Below are 15,841 nucleotides of genomic sequence, written 5' to 3'. Positions count from 1 at the left end.
GAACCCGCTTGTGATGCAGCCCGCTAGCGACGCGCCGTGTTCTTTTGAGGTAGCTATGAACTATGTTCTCGCCATTGACGTCGGGACGAGTTTTACCGCAGCAGCCCTGGTTAAGCCTGACCAGGGTCCAACCCCTACACCGGAAATCCTCCCGTTGGGATTACATGGCAGCGCCGTGCCCTCGGTGTTGTTCTACGCCGACGACGGCCGTGTGCTGGTAGGCGAAGCGGCCGAACGCCGGGGCCTGGACGATCCCCACCGTATGGTGCGTGAGTTCAAACGCCGGATCGGGGATTCCGTTCCCCTCGCTGTCGGCGAGGGGTGGCTGGCCCCGGAGACTGTGTACGCCACCATGGCCCGGTGGGTGGTGGACAGGGCCGGGGAGCGGGAGGGGACGGCGCCGTCGTCGATCATCATGACGCACCCCGCCGCCTGGGGCCAGCACCGGACCTCGGTGGTCCTCGCAGCCCTCAACACGGCAGGTCTTCAGGACATCACCCTGATCAGTGAGCCGGAAGCTGCGGCCCTGCATTACGCCTCCCAAACACGGGTGGAAGACGGCAGCATCATTGCTGTTTACGACCTCGGCGGAGGTACGTTCGACACCGCCATCCTGCGCAAAGCCGGAGCCGGGAACTTTGAGCTGCTGGGACGTCCCGACGGTATTGAAACCCTTGGAGGCGCGGACTTCGACGCCGCCGTCCTGCGGCACGTGATGGACCACGTCCAGGCATCAGGGGACGTGGATCCTGAGGCGCCGGGCACCCTGGCAGCCCTTTCGAGGCTGCGGCGGGAGTGCCGTGAGGCCAAGGAAGCGCTGTCCCTGGACAGCGAATGCAGTGTGGCAGTTTCGCTGCCGGGCACACAGCAGTCTGTGCGGTTGGTCCGCGCCGAATTCGAAGCGCTGATCGAGGAACCCCTTCGGGAAACCGTGGAAGCACTGGAACGAAGCTTGCAGAGCGTCACTGTGGACTCTCAGGATCTGAGCGCCGTGCTGCTCATCGGTGGGTCATCGCGCATTCCCCTCGTGGCCCAGATGATTTCGGTGGAACTTGGCCGGCCCATCGCCGTCGACGCCGACCCGAAGTCCTCCATCTGCCTGGGTGCGGCGGTGGCTGGTTTGCGCTCAAGGGGCGAAGTCGCCGTGGATGCGGCGGTTGCGGCCGCTGGAAGGGCAGCGGCTGACGCCGTGGTGGCAAGTGTTCCGCTGGAGCGTCCGCATACCGCCAGCCGGGCCCCGGCCCTGGGCGTCCTCGCAGCAGCGTCCACAAAGCCCGGCCGTCATGCTCCCCGACCGCGTGTCCGGCTGGCAGCGGCTGCGGCTGTAGCGGCGGCCGCATTGACCATCGCTACGGCGACGGCGGCACAGAGTCCCGAAGGCAGTGGACTGTTGGCTGCCGTGTTGGGCAACCAGGCCGCTGATGTCATGCGCGACGGCGGTCCTCAGGCTTCCGGGGGCCAAAGCAGTGATGCTGGTGGCGGGAAGACCGGGGAAACCCCGACGGCCGGCAAGCCAACGGGCGGACTTGAAGCCAGCGCCAGGGCCGGGGTTACCAAGTCAGGGGATGGGATGAGGAAGAGCCCGGCCCGGACCGGAACCACGAATGCCGGAACTGGATCGGGGGCCGCTGCGGGACCCGGCGCAGGATCTGCCGCCGGACCTGCCACCGGCACCTCCCCGGGCACCTCATCCGGTGGAACCGCCACCGCCACTCCTGCGGCGCCGGGCACGGGAACCCCCGCTGCTCCGGGCACCACCCCGGCTCCCAGCACACCCACACCGGTGCCTTCTGGTGGCGCCGCCAGTGGGCCTACCCCGCCCCCCACCACGCCACCACCGGTCATAGAACCTACGACCCCGGCTGATCCTGTCACGCCACCGCCGTCGCCCGAGCCAACAGTGCCGCAGCCTGAACCGACGCTCACGCAAGACCCCCCACCGCCGTCACCCGAGCCAACGCCGGAACCGGTACCCCCGCCTATCACGGCTGATCCCTTACCCGAGCCCTCGGAAACGGGCACCATTCCGGATCCAGCGATGCTTCCGGCGGTGTAGCCCATGACGGGACATGACCCTAAGCCCGGGCACCTTCCACCCGGGCCGGACGATCACCCGTTCAAGGAACCTGCCGCCCTTCACGAGGCAGCGCCACACCCTGTTCCGGAGCTTTCCGGGGATTCCGCGAAGGTCCGCGAGCTGCTCCTCGCCCTATCCGTGGGGTTCACGCTGCCTTCACCCCTGCCGCGTGGCCTTGAAGGCCATGATGGCCTGGACTCGATCATCACTGCAGCCATGGATGCGGGCTTGCTGCTGGCCGACGGGTCCGTAGTGGGGACGGTCCAGCATGCCTTGCTGCATGGAACCCCGGCCTCCCGCATCCGTGCGCTGCAGCGTGAGCTCGTGGACAAGGTCCTGGACGAAGGCCGTCCCTTGGGAGACCTGGCCCGCGACCTCGCCAGAAGTGGGATGCAGGATGCCCGCGTTGCCGCGGAACTCGAAGAGGTGGCAAACAGCGTCCTGGACTCGGATCCGCGTCTGGCCGTGGATCTCTATGCCGAAGCGCTTCTTGCCGGGAACAAGGAGCTCCACATTGCCGCGAAGCGTGCCCAGGCCTTGGCCGCCACCGGGGATCTGGACGAAGCTGGCAGGATCGTTGACAGGCTGCTCGCCTTGCCCGAACCTCCCCACCTTCGCCTGGGGGTGGACGTGGCCGCCGCCGTGTGGGCACAGCGGGGAATGTTGTCCCGGAGTGCTGACACGTACAGCTGGCTGGGGCCGGACAGGTTGCAGGGGTCTGCCCCGCTGGCCGCAGTGGCTATGATCGGCGCCGGAAATGCCGTGCTGGCTGAAGAGATCATGGCTGCCGCCGTGCCGTCCGGTTCGCCAACGCTGCTGGCGGTGGCTTTGACGCTCACCCAGGAGGGCCTGCGGCAGACCCTTGGCCCCAACCCTCAATTGGCCCTGCCGGAGCTCATCAGGGCCTCGGACATGATGAACGCCTCTGGCGCAGCGATTCCTTTGCCGGAGACCCCGGGGGCCCTGGCGGCCCTCTGCGCACTCCACAGTGGGGAACCGGCGGTAGCAGACACTGTGCTCAGGGCGGCGTTGGCCGCGGGCCAGGGCGGGGATGCTGCCCGACCCCGGTTGTTCCTCCTGCAGGCCTGGACTGCCATGCAGCAGGACAACTCTGATGAGGCCCGATTGGCCATCAACGAGGCAGTCAAGGCAAACCATTGGTCCTTGGCGCCCCGCGACGAACTGCTGCTGTCAGCGCTGGAGGTGGGGCTCGCACGGCGTGGCAGCGACGTGCACGCTCTGGTGTTGGCGTGGGACCGGGCCCGGGAAGCCATGATGCACGTAGCTGTGGATCTCTACAGTCTCCTGCCGTGGGGTGAGCTGATGGTTTCTGCTGCACGGCTGCGCGAGACACGTCGGGTCTCGCACTATTTGGACGGCGCCTGGGAGCTCTTACAAAGGTTGGGGAACCCGCCACTGTGGTCAGTGCCGCTGCACTGGGCGGCAGTGCAGGCCGCGCTGCTGAGCGAAAGCCCCGCTGAGCTTGCGCCGCACGCTGCCGCGCTGGTTCGGGCTTCGGAACACAGCCACCTGGCGTCCGTTCTTGCCGTGGGTGGCAAAGCCTGGGTTTCGGTGTTGGCCGGCCGGTTTGAAGCGTCCGACGTCGAAGCGGCGGCCCGCGGGTTGGCCGCCGTCGGGATGCCTTGGGAAGGGGCGCGACTGGCGGGCCATGCCGCCGCGCACGCGGAGGAACGGCGCGACCTGGTGCGCCTGCTGGCCTGCGCCAGGGACATCCATCCCCAGGGCGCTTTGGCCGGGGCGGGCCACGATCGGCTGGAGGAGCCGCACCATGGTGGTGCGGGTACCCCTGCACCGGACGGCACCAGCCCGGGTGCGGGGGATCCGTCCGGGCTGAGCGCCAGGGAACGCGAAGTGGCTCGGCTTCTTCTTGAAGGCAAGACGTACCGGGAGATCGGTGAAGCCATCTACATCTCGCCACGCACTGCCGAACACCACGTGGCACGCATGCGCAGGCGCTTGGGGGCCGACAACCGATCGGACCTCCTGGTCCGCCTGCGCCTTGCCTTGGGGGAGGGGTACCCGCCTCCGTGAGCGGCAACCCCCTCCACCCCCTAACGGAAAACCCCGCTATCCCCTAACGCTGGGGCAGGCGGTAGGGGGACCACCCCCGATGCCCGGTCCCTCACCACGGCCATACGTTGAAGGGGAGCCCGGCAAAGGCGCCGGGCCATTTACCACCCACCACAGAATTTGAGGGAGCATTCCAATGCCTACACTCGCACAACAGCTCGTGCAGTTCCTGATGAGCCTGTTCAACGATCCCGATGCAGCCGAGGACTTTGTCCGCGACCCCGAGGCTGCCTTGGCCGCAGCCGGCCTCCGTGACGTTTCCTCGGCCGACGTCGATGCTGTTCGCCCGGTGGTCCTGGACTACGCACCGATCAACGCCCGTTCGTCGTTCGACCGCGAATACAACACCGGCGGCAACCATGCCTCCACTGGCGGCGGCGGTGGCTGGGGTGGCCATGATGACGACGACGATCACGGCCACGGTGGTGGCGGTGGCGGCGGTGGCTGGGGTGGCCATGATGACGACGACGATCACGGCCACGGTGGTGGCGGTGGCTGGGGTGGCGGAGACGACCACGATGACCACGCCCACGCCGTTCAACAACTGGTCCACGTGGTGAACAACTACTCCTACACCACCACTATCGATGACCGCGATACGATCACCGATCAGTCGGTAAACCAAAACATCTGGGCTGACGGCGATGTCACGCAGCTCTTCAACCAGGACGCTGTCATCGCCTCGGGCGACGGTGCCATTGCCGCCGGCGACGACGTGAAGGACTCCGGCAACACCACCTCCACCGATGACCACTCAACAGATAATTCGCTGACCATCAATGAGTCGGGCCCTGGCGACGTCGAGGTGGGCAACACGGACATCGAGGTCAAGGATTCGTTCAACGACAATTCGGACAACTCGGTGACCAAGGACTCCTACAACACCGACGTTGATGTCGACGTGGACATCGAGGACTCCTTCAATGAGGACAACTCCTCCCACACTGACAACTCCCACACCAACATCCACAACACCGATTCGTTCAACAAGGACTCCTACAACACGGAGAACGAGTTGGAAGTCGGCGACGTGGACGTGGAGTACACGAACATCGAGAACTCCACCATCATCAAGGACAACGAGGTGGAGCTGGAATACACCAACGATCACTCCACCAACGTGGAACTGGAGGACGTCCAGGTCAACTACGACTCCACGGTGATCCAGGACAACGAGTTGGAGATCGACAACTCCAAGGAAATCGACGTGGAGGACGTCCAGGTCAACTACGATTCCACGGTGATCCAGGACAACGAGCTCGAGGTTGATAAGTCGAGCTACACCAACATCGAGGACAACGAAGTTGACGTCGAATACAACGACATTGACCATTCGAACGTCATCGCCAAGAACGACGTTGAGATTGACTAGCGGAAAAGAGGTCCACACGGCGTAGCGGGAGCTGCGGCGCAGAGCACCCCCAGCAGTGCCCGGCAGGCGGATGGACTCCTGCCGGGCACTTCGTGGCCCCTCCGGACAGCAGCACCGGAACAGGCAGAACAAAGGACACACCGTGGCGGAAACAGTACGGATGACCACATTGGTGGAGCAGGGCATGGCGCTGGTGGGGGAGCGGAACGACCTTCGACGACGCTTGGAAAACACGCGCAACCGCCTCCAGGATCCCAGCGTTCGCGTGATCGTGGTGGGTGAGTTCAAGCAAGGCAAGAGCCAACTGATCAATGCTTTGGTAAATGCGCCCGTCTGCCCTGTTGACGACGACATTGCCACCACTGTGCCGACGGTGGTACGGCAGGGGGACCCGGCGTCGGCCGTTGTCCTGGTTCCCGCTGCGGATGGTGGCACGCTGGAAGGCGCTCGTGCGGAACTCGAAAGCGACGGCCACGAACGAACGCTTGAACGCCAGCCCGTGCAGTTGGACCACCTTGCGGACTACGTCTCCGAGAAAGGCAATCCGGGCAACACGAAGAACATCGTGGCGGCGGAGGTTGTGTTGCCAAGGAAACTGCTGGCGGGCGGACTGACAGTAGTGGATTCGCCCGGGGTGGGTGGGCTGGGGTCAACGCACGCACTGACCACCCTGACGGCCCTTCCGACAGCGCATGCCATGGTGTTTGTCTCCGATGCGTCCCAGGAATACACCGAACCGGAGATGCGGTTCCTGCGCCAAGCCATGCGCATCAGCCCCAACGTGGTGTGCGTGCTGTCCAAGACCGACCTCTATCCGAGCTGGCGGCAAATCGAGGACCTCGACCGGAAACACCTTGCCGAGGTGGGGCCGGACATACCCCTGTTCCCTGTCTCTTCGGAGCTTCGCCTCCAGGCGGCGCGTCTGCAGGACACGGAATTGAACGCCGAATCAGGGTTTCCTGCGCTGATCCACCACTTGAGAAACAACATTGTGGGGGAGGCCGCCAGAATTCAACGTCGATCCGTTGGCCATGATCTCTTGTCCGTGGCCGAAAACCTGAGGCTCGCCCTGCAATCGGAGCTTGGTGCCCTGGAGAATCCCGAGGGCACGCCGCAGATGATCGCCGGCCTCAACGCGGCCAAGGAGGACGCGGATTCGCTGCGCAAACGGTCGGCGCGCTGGCAGATCACCCTCAACGATGGCATCGGGGACCTCATCGCGGACATGGAGTACGACCTGAAGGACAGGTTGCGCCGGATCCAACGCGACGCGGAAACCGCCATTGACCAGGGGGATCCCGGACCCGCCTGGGAGCAGTTCACCCAGTGGCTGGAACAGAGCACGGCTGCTGCGGTCTCGGATACCTTCGTCTGGACCAGCGAACGGGCCCAGTGGCTGGCCACCCAGGTTGCGGATCACTTTTCCGAGGACGAGGTAGCCCTCCCGGCGCTGAAAGTGGCCGACACGGGCGGCGTGCTGGACCCCGTGGCTGACATCCAGGAGATGGACAACGGGCGTCTGGGACCCCTGCAAAAGGTGCTGATCGGGATGCGCGGATCCTATGGAGGCGTCCTGATGTTCGGCCTCCTGACTGGCATCTTTGGGATGGCCCTCATCAACCCGCTCTCCGTCGGTGCCGGCCTCCTGCTGGGACGGAAAGCCTTCCGCGAGGACAAAGCGGCCCGGCTCAAGCAGCGCCAGGCCGAAGCCAAGATTCTGGTCAGGAAGCACGTGGACGATGTTGTGTTCCAAGTCGGAAAACAGCTGAGGGACAGGCTGCGGCTGGTCCAACGGGCCACACGGGACCACTTCACCGAGATCGCCGAGGAGCACCATCGCTCCTTGTCTGAATCCGTGGCGGCTGCCCAAAAAGCTGCCGCAACCTACGCCGTGGAACGGGACATGAGGATCAAGGAGATCCGGGGCCATCTCAAGGCAGTGGACACCATGGCCAGGGAAGCACAGCAATTGCTTGAAACTCCGTCCATGGAAAACCAACCCAAAACCTCAACCGTCCCGGCCGGCTGATGGAACCCGGGATTGCCGGAGCCACGGACCTGCTCCGGCACGCACGGGAAGTCTTCCGCGATGACGCCGCTGCGCTGGCGGTGGTGGACGAGTTGGACAGACGGCTGGAAGGGCCGTTGCGCATCGCTGTTGCCGGGATGGTCAAGGCCGGGAAATCAACACTCCTCAACGCGATCATTGGCGAGGAAATCGCGCCCACTGACGCCGGCGAATGCACCCGCGTGGTCACGTGGTACCAGTACGGACACACTCCGAAAATCACGGTGTATCCGTTCAGGGGCGGACCTCAGAACCGCCCCGTGACCCGCGGGGACGGCCGCCTGGTGTTGTCCTTGGGCGATATTCCGGCTCAGGATGTGGAGCGTCTGGTGGTGGACTGGCCATCAGCCAGCCTGAAGAACCTCACCTTGATCGATACTCCCGGCATAGCCTCGTTGTCCGAGGACATTTCCGGGAGATCGGCGGCTTTCCTGATGCCGGAAGACGAACCCACGGCAGCTGACGCCGTCATTTATCTCATGCGGCACCTGCACGCCTCCGATGTCCGGTTCCTCGAATCCTTCAAGGACACCGCCGCCGGACGATCCGGTACCGTCAATGCCTTGGCCGTCCTGTCCCGGGCCGATGAGATCGGCGCCGGAAGGATCGACTCCCTGATTTCCGCAGCGGTCATCGCCGACAGATACAGCCGGGACCAGAACCTCAAACCCCTGGCCCTGGGTGTGGTCCCCGTGGCCGGACTGCTGGCACAGAGTTCACGGACCATGCGCCAGGCGGACTATGAGGCCATGGTGATGTTGGCGCAGATGGACCGGAACCAGCGGGAACGAATGATGCTGTCCGCAGACCGTTTTGCCCGTTTCGAGGATCCGCAAGGCCTCCACCCGGCCACCAAGGCATCGCTGGTGCAAAGGTTTGGCCTGTTCGGGATCCGGTTGGGTGTTGCCCTGATCCGGGGCGGGACCACTGGTCCCACTGAACTGGCCCATGAACTCGCACGTCGCAGCGGGCTGGGAACCTTGCAGGACGCCATCAGCTATCTCTTCCAGACCCGTGCCGACGCACTCAAGGCGCGTGCCGTCGTCGTAGGTTTGGAGTCATTGGTCCGCGGAGCTCCCCGGGAGCGGGCGGCGTCGCTGGAATCGGCGCTGGAACGGCTTCAGACTGGCGCCCATGAGTTCCGGGAGCTCAAACTCCTTGCCGCTTTGCGTACGGGTGGCGTGGGACTGGACGACGAGCTGGAAGCTGAAGCTGAACGCCTGGTGGGTGGTCGCGGCAGCACTCCCTCGCTGAGGTTGGGCGTGGACCCGGATACGGTCCCCGGTCAGATCAGCGAGGCTGCCCGGGCCTGCTTGAACCGTTGGCGGCTGATCGCGGAAAATCCCTTGACCGAGCCGTCGGCGTTGGAGGCGTGCCGCGTTGTCATGCGAAGCTGCGAAGGAATGCTGGCGGCTATGCCGGCCCATCGCTGAGCCGTTCGCTGAATTTTTCGCTCAGGAGCCAGGCGGTGGTCGAGGGGAAAAACAGCAGGATCAGGCCTGCCGCGGCAAGGATGAACTGGGACGCCAACAACACCGTGGCCAAGACGCCGTCCGGGCCTGGAGCCACCACAAAGTCGGCCGTGATGACTGTGACGACCGCGTGCAGGAGGACCAGGGGCGCGAGTGTCCACCGTGCCCAGACGCGGCGTTTGAAAAGGACCGCCAGCAGGACCGCTTCCATGGCCACCACCAACGTAATCATGGCGAGACTGCCCAGAAATACGACGGCGGTGGACCCCTCGACAGCTTGGGCGTCACCGTCGGGAACCATGCCTCCTATGACGCCTTTCAGGCGTTCAAAGTGGGCGTCACGGCCAAGGAAGCCAAAGACGACGACGGCGATTCCCGCCACAAAGCTGGCGACCCAGAGGGAGCGGGAGAGCCGTGCGGTGCCTGGAGGCACTACGGCCGCGGTAATGGGAGGCGGCACTGACAGGGACATGCCTGGACGGGGTGGTGGTGCGGGACGCGCTGTTGGCCCGATGGCTGATGGTGTGGTGGAAGGTAACTGCCGTGAACCATCAGCTTGCTGGGCCATGTTCGCCTACTTCAGCTCGTCGGTGTCATGGGGATCCGGCTCACTGCGCTTGGTGTCGCCGGGTTTGAAGCCGTTGCCTGTTGCCTCACCGGAACCATCGGAGGGTTTGTCGCCGAGCTCGCGTTCCTTGGCTTCAAGGTCTGCCTTGAGCTTCTTCAGGCGGTCATCCTCGGCCTGGTTGCGGCGGCGGGTTTCCAGGTTACGGAGGAATTCGGGGTCATCGTCCGGAGCAGTGGGATAGCGGCGGACCGGCTTTGCCGTGGGCTTGCCATAGGGCCGGCCGAAGATGAACCAGAGGATGGCGCCCAGCAACGGCAGGACAATCATCACGATGATCCACGCGGGTTTGGAAATACCGCGTGTTTGGTGGCTGTCCGTGCGGATGACGTCCACCAGGGCATAGACGAAGATGACCAGAACAATGACGACGCCTACAACCCGGAGCATGCACCAAGTCTAGTCGCCGTAAGCCCATCACTGGACGCCCTCTACCGGCTGTGATCAGAGTGCAACCATGGCGGCTAAACTTGGATGGTGGCTTTCCTGAAGTATTCCCTCATTCGCCTGGCGCTGTTCGTGCCGTTGTTCGTACTCTTCGCCTTTTTGGGGGTTGGCTGGATCCTGGCGGTCATCTTTGCCGGGCTGATCGCGTTCGCCATCAGCTACCTCTTCTTCCAGAAACAGCGCGACGCCGCCACTGCAGCCATGCGCGAACGATTCTCCGGGCGGGCCAAGCCCATCCGCACTGCCGGCGAAGTTGAGGACGCCGCCGTCGAGGACGGCTTGGTGGAAAAGAACCCGGACATCGCCGTCAACAACGACAAACGCCCGGGTTCCGTCTAGGAGTTTTTGTACAGCTAACGCCCCCAAGAAGCCTTCTTGGGGGCGTTAGCTGTACAAAAACTTAGAAGCCGCGGCTCAGGATCAGTCCCAGCGAGAACAGCAGGCTGTAACCGAGGTTGATCATGCCGGTCTGCTTGAGCACGGGGATGAGGCTCTTGCGCTTCTTCCCATTGACCATCAGCCACGCCGGCATCAAGCACGCTGGGATCAGCAGCAGGACGATGAGCATCCAGGGCTTGGTGGGCGCCAGCACGATGACCAGCAGGATGGCGACGGCCAGCATCAACACGTAGCTTTCACGGGCGTGCCGGTCGCCAAGGCGCACCGCCAGGGTCCGCTTTCCGGCGGCTGTATCAGTGGGAATGTCCCTGACATTGTTGGCCATCAGCAGGGCGCAGGCGATGAGGCCTGTACCAATCGCACCGATCACGGCGGCCAGGCTGACCTGGCCGGCCTGGGTATAGGTGGTGCCGAGGGTGGCCACGAGCCCGAAGAACACGAACACGAAGACATCGCCCAAGCCCATGTAGCCGTAGGGATTCTTGCCGCCCGTATAGCCCCAGGCTGCCAGGACGCAGCCGATACCCACCAGGATCAGCCACCACGTTTGGGTGATGATCACCAGGATCAGGCCACAAATCATCGCGGCGCCGAACAGCCCGAACGCGGCCCACTTCACTTGCTCCGGCAGCGCTGCGCCGGAGCCTACAAGACGCAGGGGACCGACGCGGTCCTCATCGGTGCCACGGATGCCATCGGAGTAGTCATTGGCGTAGTTGACGCCGATTTGGAGCATGAGCGCCACGAGCGCAGCCAGGATCGCGTTCGGCAGCCGGAACGCTTGGAGCTCGTACGCCGCTGCCGAACCGATCAGGACGGGCGCGATGGCCGCGGGCAGTGTGCGGAGCCGGGCTCCTTGGATCCATTGTGCAGCTGTCGCCACGTGTAGTACCTCGTGTATTTCGCGGTTGATCTTGAGTCAGTTTAGGGAGGGAAGAACGTGTCTATTGTCCCTGATGCAATTCGGAAAGCCGTTCAATCATGGCCAGCCGGTCCGGTTTCCCGTTGGGCAGCATGAGCAGTTCCTTGTCAGCGAACACTGTTTTCGGCGCCAGGACTCCCAGTGCGGCCTCGCGTCGGGACGTGAAGCCCTTGATGCCTTCGGGGCTGGGATCGGTCACTGCTACGAACGCTGCCACGGCTTGCCCCCACTCGCGCGACGGGACACCGGCGACGAAAGCCGCGGTGACGCCGTCGAGCTCCTCCAGCTTGCCCTGGATGTAGGCGGCGGAGGCTTTGACGCCGCCGGTGATGATGACATCGTCTGCCCGGCCCAGCACGGTGAGCTTGCCGTCCTCGTCCAGCTCGCCGAGATCGCCGGTGACGTACCAGCGCACGCCGTCTTCCTCAAAGAAGGCGGCCTTCGACGCGCGGGCTGCGTCAAGGTAGCCGGCGGCCACGGTGTCGCCACCGAGCAGGATGCGGCCTTCCAGCTCGCCCTGGCCAATGCGGACCTCGACGCCGTCCAGCGGCTGGCCGTCGTACACGCACCCGCCGCAGGTCTCGGCTGAGCCGTAGGTGGTGACCACCTTGAGTCCCTCCGCATGGGCGGAGGCAAGGAGATCCGGCGACGCCGGTGCGCCGCCCAGCAGGATTGCGTTGAAGCGGCGCAGCACGGCCAGGGTTTCGGGCGCGGGGGAGTCCAGGAGCCGTTGCAGCTGCGTGGGAACCAGGGAGGTGAAGCGGACCTTGTCCGTGAGTTCCTCAGCCGCCGCGGTGAAGGCCTCGGGCGTGAAGCCGTCAGACTGGTCCATGACCCACGGCCGGGTGCCTGCGTACAGCGACCGGACCAGGACCTGCACTCCGGCCACATACTGCAGCGGGAGCGCGAGCAACCACTGGCCCTCACCGCGCAGGGCCATGGCAGTGGACACGGACGAGGCCGCGAGGGCGTCGATGGTCAGGACGGTTGCCTTGGGCGTGCCCGTGGAACCGGAAGTGCGGACCACCACAGCGGCATCCTCGACGCCGGTCTCCACCGGGATCGCCTGCGGCTCGCCGTTGTCGCCAGTGACGATTTCGACGGCGGGGCCCTCGCCGTGGAGGGCAGCCATCAGTGCTTTGAGTACGGGATCGATGTCCACAGGGGAGTCCTAGAAGTAGTAGGGGAAGCTGGACCAGTCGGGGTCGCGCTTCTGGAGGAACGCTTCCTTGCCCTCTACGGCCTCGTCGGTCATGTAGGCCAGGCGGGTGGCTTCGCCGGCGAAGACTTGCTGTCCTGCCAGGCCGTCGTCGGCCAGGTTGAAGGCGAATTTGAGCATACGGATGGCCTGCGGGGACTGGCGGGCAATGTCCGCAGCGTACTCCAGGGCCACTTCCTCCAGGCGTGCGTGGTCCACGGCCTCGTTCACGGCGCCCATCCGCACCATGTCCTCGGCGGAGTACTCGCGGGCCAGGAAGAAGATCTCCCGCGCCGCTTTCTGCCCGATCTGGCGGGCCAGCAGCGCAGAGCCATATCCGGCGTCGAAACTTCCCACCGTGGCGTCCGTCTGCTTGAACTTGCCGTGCTCGCGGGAGGCGATGGTGAGGTCGCTGACCACGTGCAGTGAGTGGCCGCCGCCCGCCGCCCAACCATTGACGACGGCGATGACCACCTTGGGCATGGTCCGCATTAGCCGCTGCACTTCCAGGATGTGGAGCCTGCCGGCACGGGCGGGGTCGATAAATTCAGCAGAGTCTCCCGGGGCGTCTTCTACGGCATAGCGGTAGCCATCGCGCCCACGGATCCTTTGGTCTCCACCCGAGCAGAAGGAGTGCCCGCCGTCCTTCTCCGAGGGCCCGTTGCCGGTGAGCAGCACCGTGGCGACGTCAGGGGTCATGCGTGCGTGGTCCATGGCGCGGTAAAGCTCGTCCACGGTTCCCGGGCGGAAGGCGTTGCGGACTTCGGGGCGGTTGAAGGCGATCCGGACCGTGGGGAGGTCCTTGGCCGTGCCGTCCGCGGAACGCTCTACCTGCCGGTGGTAGGTCATGTCCTTGAAGTCATCAAAGCCGGAAACAGTGCGCCAGCGTGAGGGGTCAAAGACGTCGGAAACCTTGGCAGGGAGTTGGTTGTTCACAGTCCGAGTCTAGTAATGGCCTTAGCTGATGCAGAACTCGTTGCCCTCGGGGTCCGCCATGGTGTGCCACTCGTGGGGTCCCTGGCTGGCGGTCCAGAGGTGTTTTGCTCCACGGGCCTCCAATTGTTTCCGCACCTCATCCTTGTCCCGGCCGTCCAGGCGGACATCCCAGTGCACGCGGTTCTTGACGGTCTTTTGGTTGGCATCGGTCTGGAACAGGATGCGCCGGCCGGTCTTGGGGTCCGTGTCCTCGGCAGGCACGATCGCGCAGCCTTCGGCCCAGACCAACTTGCCGTTGTGAGTGATGGTCTGGTCTTCGGTGGCGTAGCCCTGCTCGATCATGGAACGGATGAACGCCTCGTCCTGTGGTTCCACGCTCCACTCAAGGGTCTCGGCCCACCAGTCGGCGAGGTCATGGGGCTTCTTGCAATCGACTACTACCTGGATGTTCAGTGTCATGCTCCCCACGCTATTCCCGACGCCGGATGGCTGGTAGGTCTTTGCGGTCATTTTTGGTCCGGGTTTTGGAAGGTCTGCTGGTCACGGCCAATCAGGACCGGAATGGAGACTTCGCTGCTGCTGCGGCATGGTTAGGGCAATTCCCGCTGCTGGAACCGGCCAAGGCCCTGGCGAAGGTTCGGCTGGATGCGTGGTTGGCCGCCGAGCTTCCTCCCGTGGAGGCGTGGGAAAGCCTTCCGGCAGCGATGGCTCCCGGGCATGCCTGCTTGGCCAGCTCTGGAATCCATCGGTTCCGCGGTGGCCGGAGCGTGATGTCAGTCTTTGGCGGGTGTGACGACGTTTCGTCCGGCATCAGCTCCGGACTGGCCACCAATCCCACCTTCCTGCGCTTCGGTCAAGGTGAAGCGGTCCTGACTGATGTGCGGCTGTCGCGAAGCTTCTTCGACCTCGGGCCGTTCCGCAGCCAACGCGCCGTTGTTGATGGTCCCGCGATTCGCCTCGGCGATGAGCTGAGCGCCAACTTCTACCTTCCGCTGCCGGTGGATGTGCAGCGTTCCGACGGCATCTATCCTTTGGTCCACGAAGGACGCTTCAGCGCCTCCATGGACTTCGACAACCGGCCCACCGTGGAGCACCGCTTGGCAACGTCCATCACGGTCACACCGAATGCTGCGGACGGAACGGTGGAACTGGAGCTGGACTTCGACGGCGCCGAAACCTCGTACGCCCTGGAGCTGACCTTCCGCGCGGGTGGGCAGCTCAGCGGGGTGGAGGAGGCCGGTACCGTGTCCGGGACCTTCCAGCTGACCTCCGGGATGGGTGCCTACCGCGTGGGGAATGACGTGATCGAGTTTGGCCCCGGCAACGCCGCAGACCCGGACAGCCCGCCTGTGTATAACCCGGGGGAGGCCTACCGCTATCCAGGAGGCTCGAACGCCAGCTACGGCGTGAAGGTCTACATCACAGGGCGGACCTCGGGCAGCCACCGGGTGGTGCTGACGGGCAAGAGCGTGTCTTAGCTGGGCAGCAGCTCGGACGGGATGGCGTAGATCAGGACAACAGCCATGAGGTTCTTGGCGGCGTGGACAAAGTAGGAGAACATCAGGTTCTTCCCCGTCCAGACATAAACCGCCACCAGGACCACGGCCATGCCCAGGTATGGTGCCAGCGCGGACAGCACCAGTCCTTCGCGGCCCACTACGTGGATGGAGGCAAAGACCACCACGGAGATCACGCAGCAGATCCAGATGTTCAGGTACCGCGACAACTTGCCGATCAGCAAATGCCGGAACAGATATTCCTCAACAAAGGGGCCCAGCAGCACCAGCAGGGGCACCATGAGCCATGCAGGCACCTGCTGCAGGAGACCTTGGATCCCCAGTTGGTTCTCTGAGCTTTGAGCTGTGCCGAAGGCCGCCACCAGCAGGGCCGTGAAGATGAGCATCACCACGATCGCCAACGGGACCATGCCCAGGGTGAACCATGGGCGGGTGCCCAGGATCTTAAGGTCCCTGCCGATCACCCGCCAGGCTGAGGTCACCGCGAATATTCCGACGCCGGCATAGAAGACCGCATTGACGGCGTAGGATGCGGTGGCAGGGTCCGGAAAGAGCTGCAGCATCAGCTGCTCCACGGATTCACCCGCCAACGTGAAGTAGGCGGTAAAGGCGAGGTAGGCGGCCACTGCGGCGGCGTCAAGGGCAGTGAATCTGTACAAAGATGCCTTGGTGGAAAGAGTGCCCATATGACCAGCCTAGCTTTGCCGGGTGGGCCTC

Annotated in this window: 14 protein-coding genes; 7 read left to right on the top strand and 7 right to left on the bottom strand. The window is 64.4% G+C overall.

Annotated elements, in window-relative coordinates:
- Positions 1–55 precede the first annotated feature (55 nt).
- From ABIE35_RS02280 to ABIE35_RS02260, 5 genes are all read left to right on the top strand, one after another.
- Positions 56–2,056, top strand: coding sequence for an Hsp70 family protein (locus tag ABIE35_RS02280; RefSeq protein ID WP_354512249.1), 2,001 nt, complete (start codon positions 56–58; stop codon positions 2,054–2,056).
- A gap of 3 nt (positions 2,057–2,059) precedes the next feature.
- Positions 2,060–4,129, top strand: coding sequence for a LuxR C-terminal-related transcriptional regulator (locus ABIE35_RS02275; RefSeq protein WP_354512248.1), 2,070 nt, complete (start codon positions 2,060–2,062; stop codon positions 4,127–4,129).
- 175 nt (positions 4,130–4,304) lie between these two features.
- The gene (locus tag ABIE35_RS02270; protein WP_354512247.1) at positions 4,305–5,540 is read left to right on the top strand and encodes an IniB N-terminal domain-containing protein; all 1,236 of its coding nucleotides are present in this window, start codon (positions 4,305–4,307) and stop codon (positions 5,538–5,540) included.
- Between the two features lie 142 nt (positions 5,541–5,682).
- Positions 5,683–7,569: a dynamin family protein gene (locus ABIE35_RS02265; RefSeq protein ID WP_354512246.1), complete on the top strand. Its 1,887-nt coding sequence runs from the start codon at positions 5,683–5,685 to the stop codon at positions 7,567–7,569.
- Positions 7,566–9,041, top strand: coding sequence for a dynamin family protein (locus tag ABIE35_RS02260; protein WP_502921348.1), 1,476 nt, complete (start codon positions 7,566–7,568; stop codon positions 9,039–9,041). Before ABIE35_RS02265 ends, ABIE35_RS02260 begins: the two co-directional genes overlap by 4 nt.
- Here the strand turns inward: ABIE35_RS02260 and ABIE35_RS02255 are convergent.
- Positions 9,022–9,648, bottom strand: a complete 627-nt coding sequence (locus tag ABIE35_RS02255) for a hypothetical protein (protein WP_354512244.1) — start codon at positions 9,646–9,648, stop codon at positions 9,022–9,024. The two genes, ABIE35_RS02260 and ABIE35_RS02255, sit on opposite strands and share 20 nt — an antisense overlap.
- Positions 9,649–9,654: 6 nt before the next feature.
- Positions 9,655–10,095: a PLD nuclease N-terminal domain-containing protein gene (locus ABIE35_RS02250; RefSeq protein ID WP_089596062.1), complete on the bottom strand. Its 441-nt coding sequence runs from the start codon at positions 10,093–10,095 to the stop codon at positions 9,655–9,657.
- 84 nt (positions 10,096–10,179) lie between these two features.
- On the opposite strand from ABIE35_RS02250, the gene ABIE35_RS02245 reads away from it, so the two are divergent.
- Positions 10,180–10,491, top strand: coding sequence for a DUF4229 domain-containing protein (locus ABIE35_RS02245; RefSeq protein ID WP_089596061.1), 312 nt, complete (start codon positions 10,180–10,182; stop codon positions 10,489–10,491).
- Positions 10,492–10,552: 61 nt separating this feature from the next.
- On the opposite strand, the gene ABIE35_RS02240 is transcribed toward ABIE35_RS02245, so the two are convergent.
- The 4 genes from ABIE35_RS02240 to ABIE35_RS02225 all read right to left on the bottom strand — a co-directional run bounded on the left by ABIE35_RS02240 (position 10,553) and on the right by ABIE35_RS02225 (position 14,066).
- The gene (locus tag ABIE35_RS02240; protein ID WP_354512243.1) at positions 10,553–11,434 is read right to left on the bottom strand and encodes a 1,4-dihydroxy-2-naphthoate polyprenyltransferase; all 882 of its coding nucleotides are present in this window, start codon (positions 11,432–11,434) and stop codon (positions 10,553–10,555) included.
- A gap of 61 nt (positions 11,435–11,495) precedes the next feature.
- Complete coding sequence (locus ABIE35_RS02235) at positions 11,496–12,635, bottom strand: AMP-binding protein (protein WP_354512242.1); 1,140 nt, start codon at positions 12,633–12,635, stop codon at positions 11,496–11,498.
- A 9-nt stretch (positions 12,636–12,644) separates the two neighbouring features.
- Complete coding sequence (locus ABIE35_RS02230; protein ID WP_354512241.1) at positions 12,645–13,607, bottom strand: 1,4-dihydroxy-2-naphthoyl-CoA synthase; 963 nt, start codon at positions 13,605–13,607, stop codon at positions 12,645–12,647.
- A 21-nt stretch (positions 13,608–13,628) separates the two neighbouring features.
- Complete coding sequence (locus ABIE35_RS02225) at positions 13,629–14,066, bottom strand: VOC family protein (protein WP_354512240.1); 438 nt, start codon at positions 14,064–14,066, stop codon at positions 13,629–13,631.
- 65 nt (positions 14,067–14,131) lie between these two features.
- Here ABIE35_RS02225 and ABIE35_RS02220 point away from each other — a divergent pair, with 65 nt between their 5' ends.
- Positions 14,132–15,085: a hypothetical protein gene (locus tag ABIE35_RS02220; RefSeq protein ID WP_354512239.1), complete on the top strand. Its 954-nt coding sequence runs from the start codon at positions 14,132–14,134 to the stop codon at positions 15,083–15,085.
- Here ABIE35_RS02220 and ABIE35_RS02215 read toward each other — a convergent pair.
- Positions 15,082–15,810 (bottom strand): CPBP family intramembrane glutamic endopeptidase, encoded by a 729-nt coding sequence (locus tag ABIE35_RS02215; protein ID WP_354512238.1) that lies wholly within the window; start codon positions 15,808–15,810, stop codon positions 15,082–15,084. The two genes, ABIE35_RS02220 and ABIE35_RS02215, sit on opposite strands and share 4 nt — an antisense overlap.
- Between the last annotated feature and the right edge of the window lie 31 nt (positions 15,811–15,841).

This window comes from Paenarthrobacter sp. 4246, assembly GCF_040546855.1.
Taxonomy (GTDB): Bacteria; Actinomycetota; Actinomycetes; order Actinomycetales; family Micrococcaceae; genus Arthrobacter.
Note: the sequence above shows the minus strand (reverse complement) of the source record. Positions and strands in the feature narration are given on the sequence as shown.

Excerpts from the sequence above, each read along its gene's own strand:
- ABIE35_RS02250 (WP_089596062.1), bottom strand. The coding sequence starts at position 10,095 with ATGCTCCGGGTTGTAGGCGTCGTCATTGTTCTGGTCATCTTCGTCTAT.
- ABIE35_RS02280 (WP_354512249.1), top strand. The coding sequence starts at position 56 with ATGAACTATGTTCTCGCCATTGACGTCGGGACGAGTTTTACCGCAGCA.
- ABIE35_RS02245 (WP_089596061.1), top strand. The coding sequence starts at position 10,180 with ATGGTGGCTTTCCTGAAGTATTCCCTCATTCGCCTGGCGCTGTTCGTG.
- ABIE35_RS02270 (WP_354512247.1), top strand. The coding sequence starts at position 4,305 with ATGCCTACACTCGCACAACAGCTCGTGCAGTTCCTGATGAGCCTGTTC.
- ABIE35_RS02255 (WP_354512244.1), bottom strand. The coding sequence starts at position 9,648 with ATGGCCCAGCAAGCTGATGGTTCACGGCAGTTACCTTCCACCACACCA.
- ABIE35_RS02215 (WP_354512238.1), bottom strand. The coding sequence starts at position 15,810 with ATGGGCACTCTTTCCACCAAGGCATCTTTGTACAGATTCACTGCCCTT.
- ABIE35_RS02225 (WP_354512240.1), bottom strand. The coding sequence starts at position 14,066 with ATGACACTGAACATCCAGGTAGTAGTCGATTGCAAGAAGCCCCATGAC.
- ABIE35_RS02275 (WP_354512248.1), top strand. The coding sequence starts at position 2,060 with ATGACGGGACATGACCCTAAGCCCGGGCACCTTCCACCCGGGCCGGAC.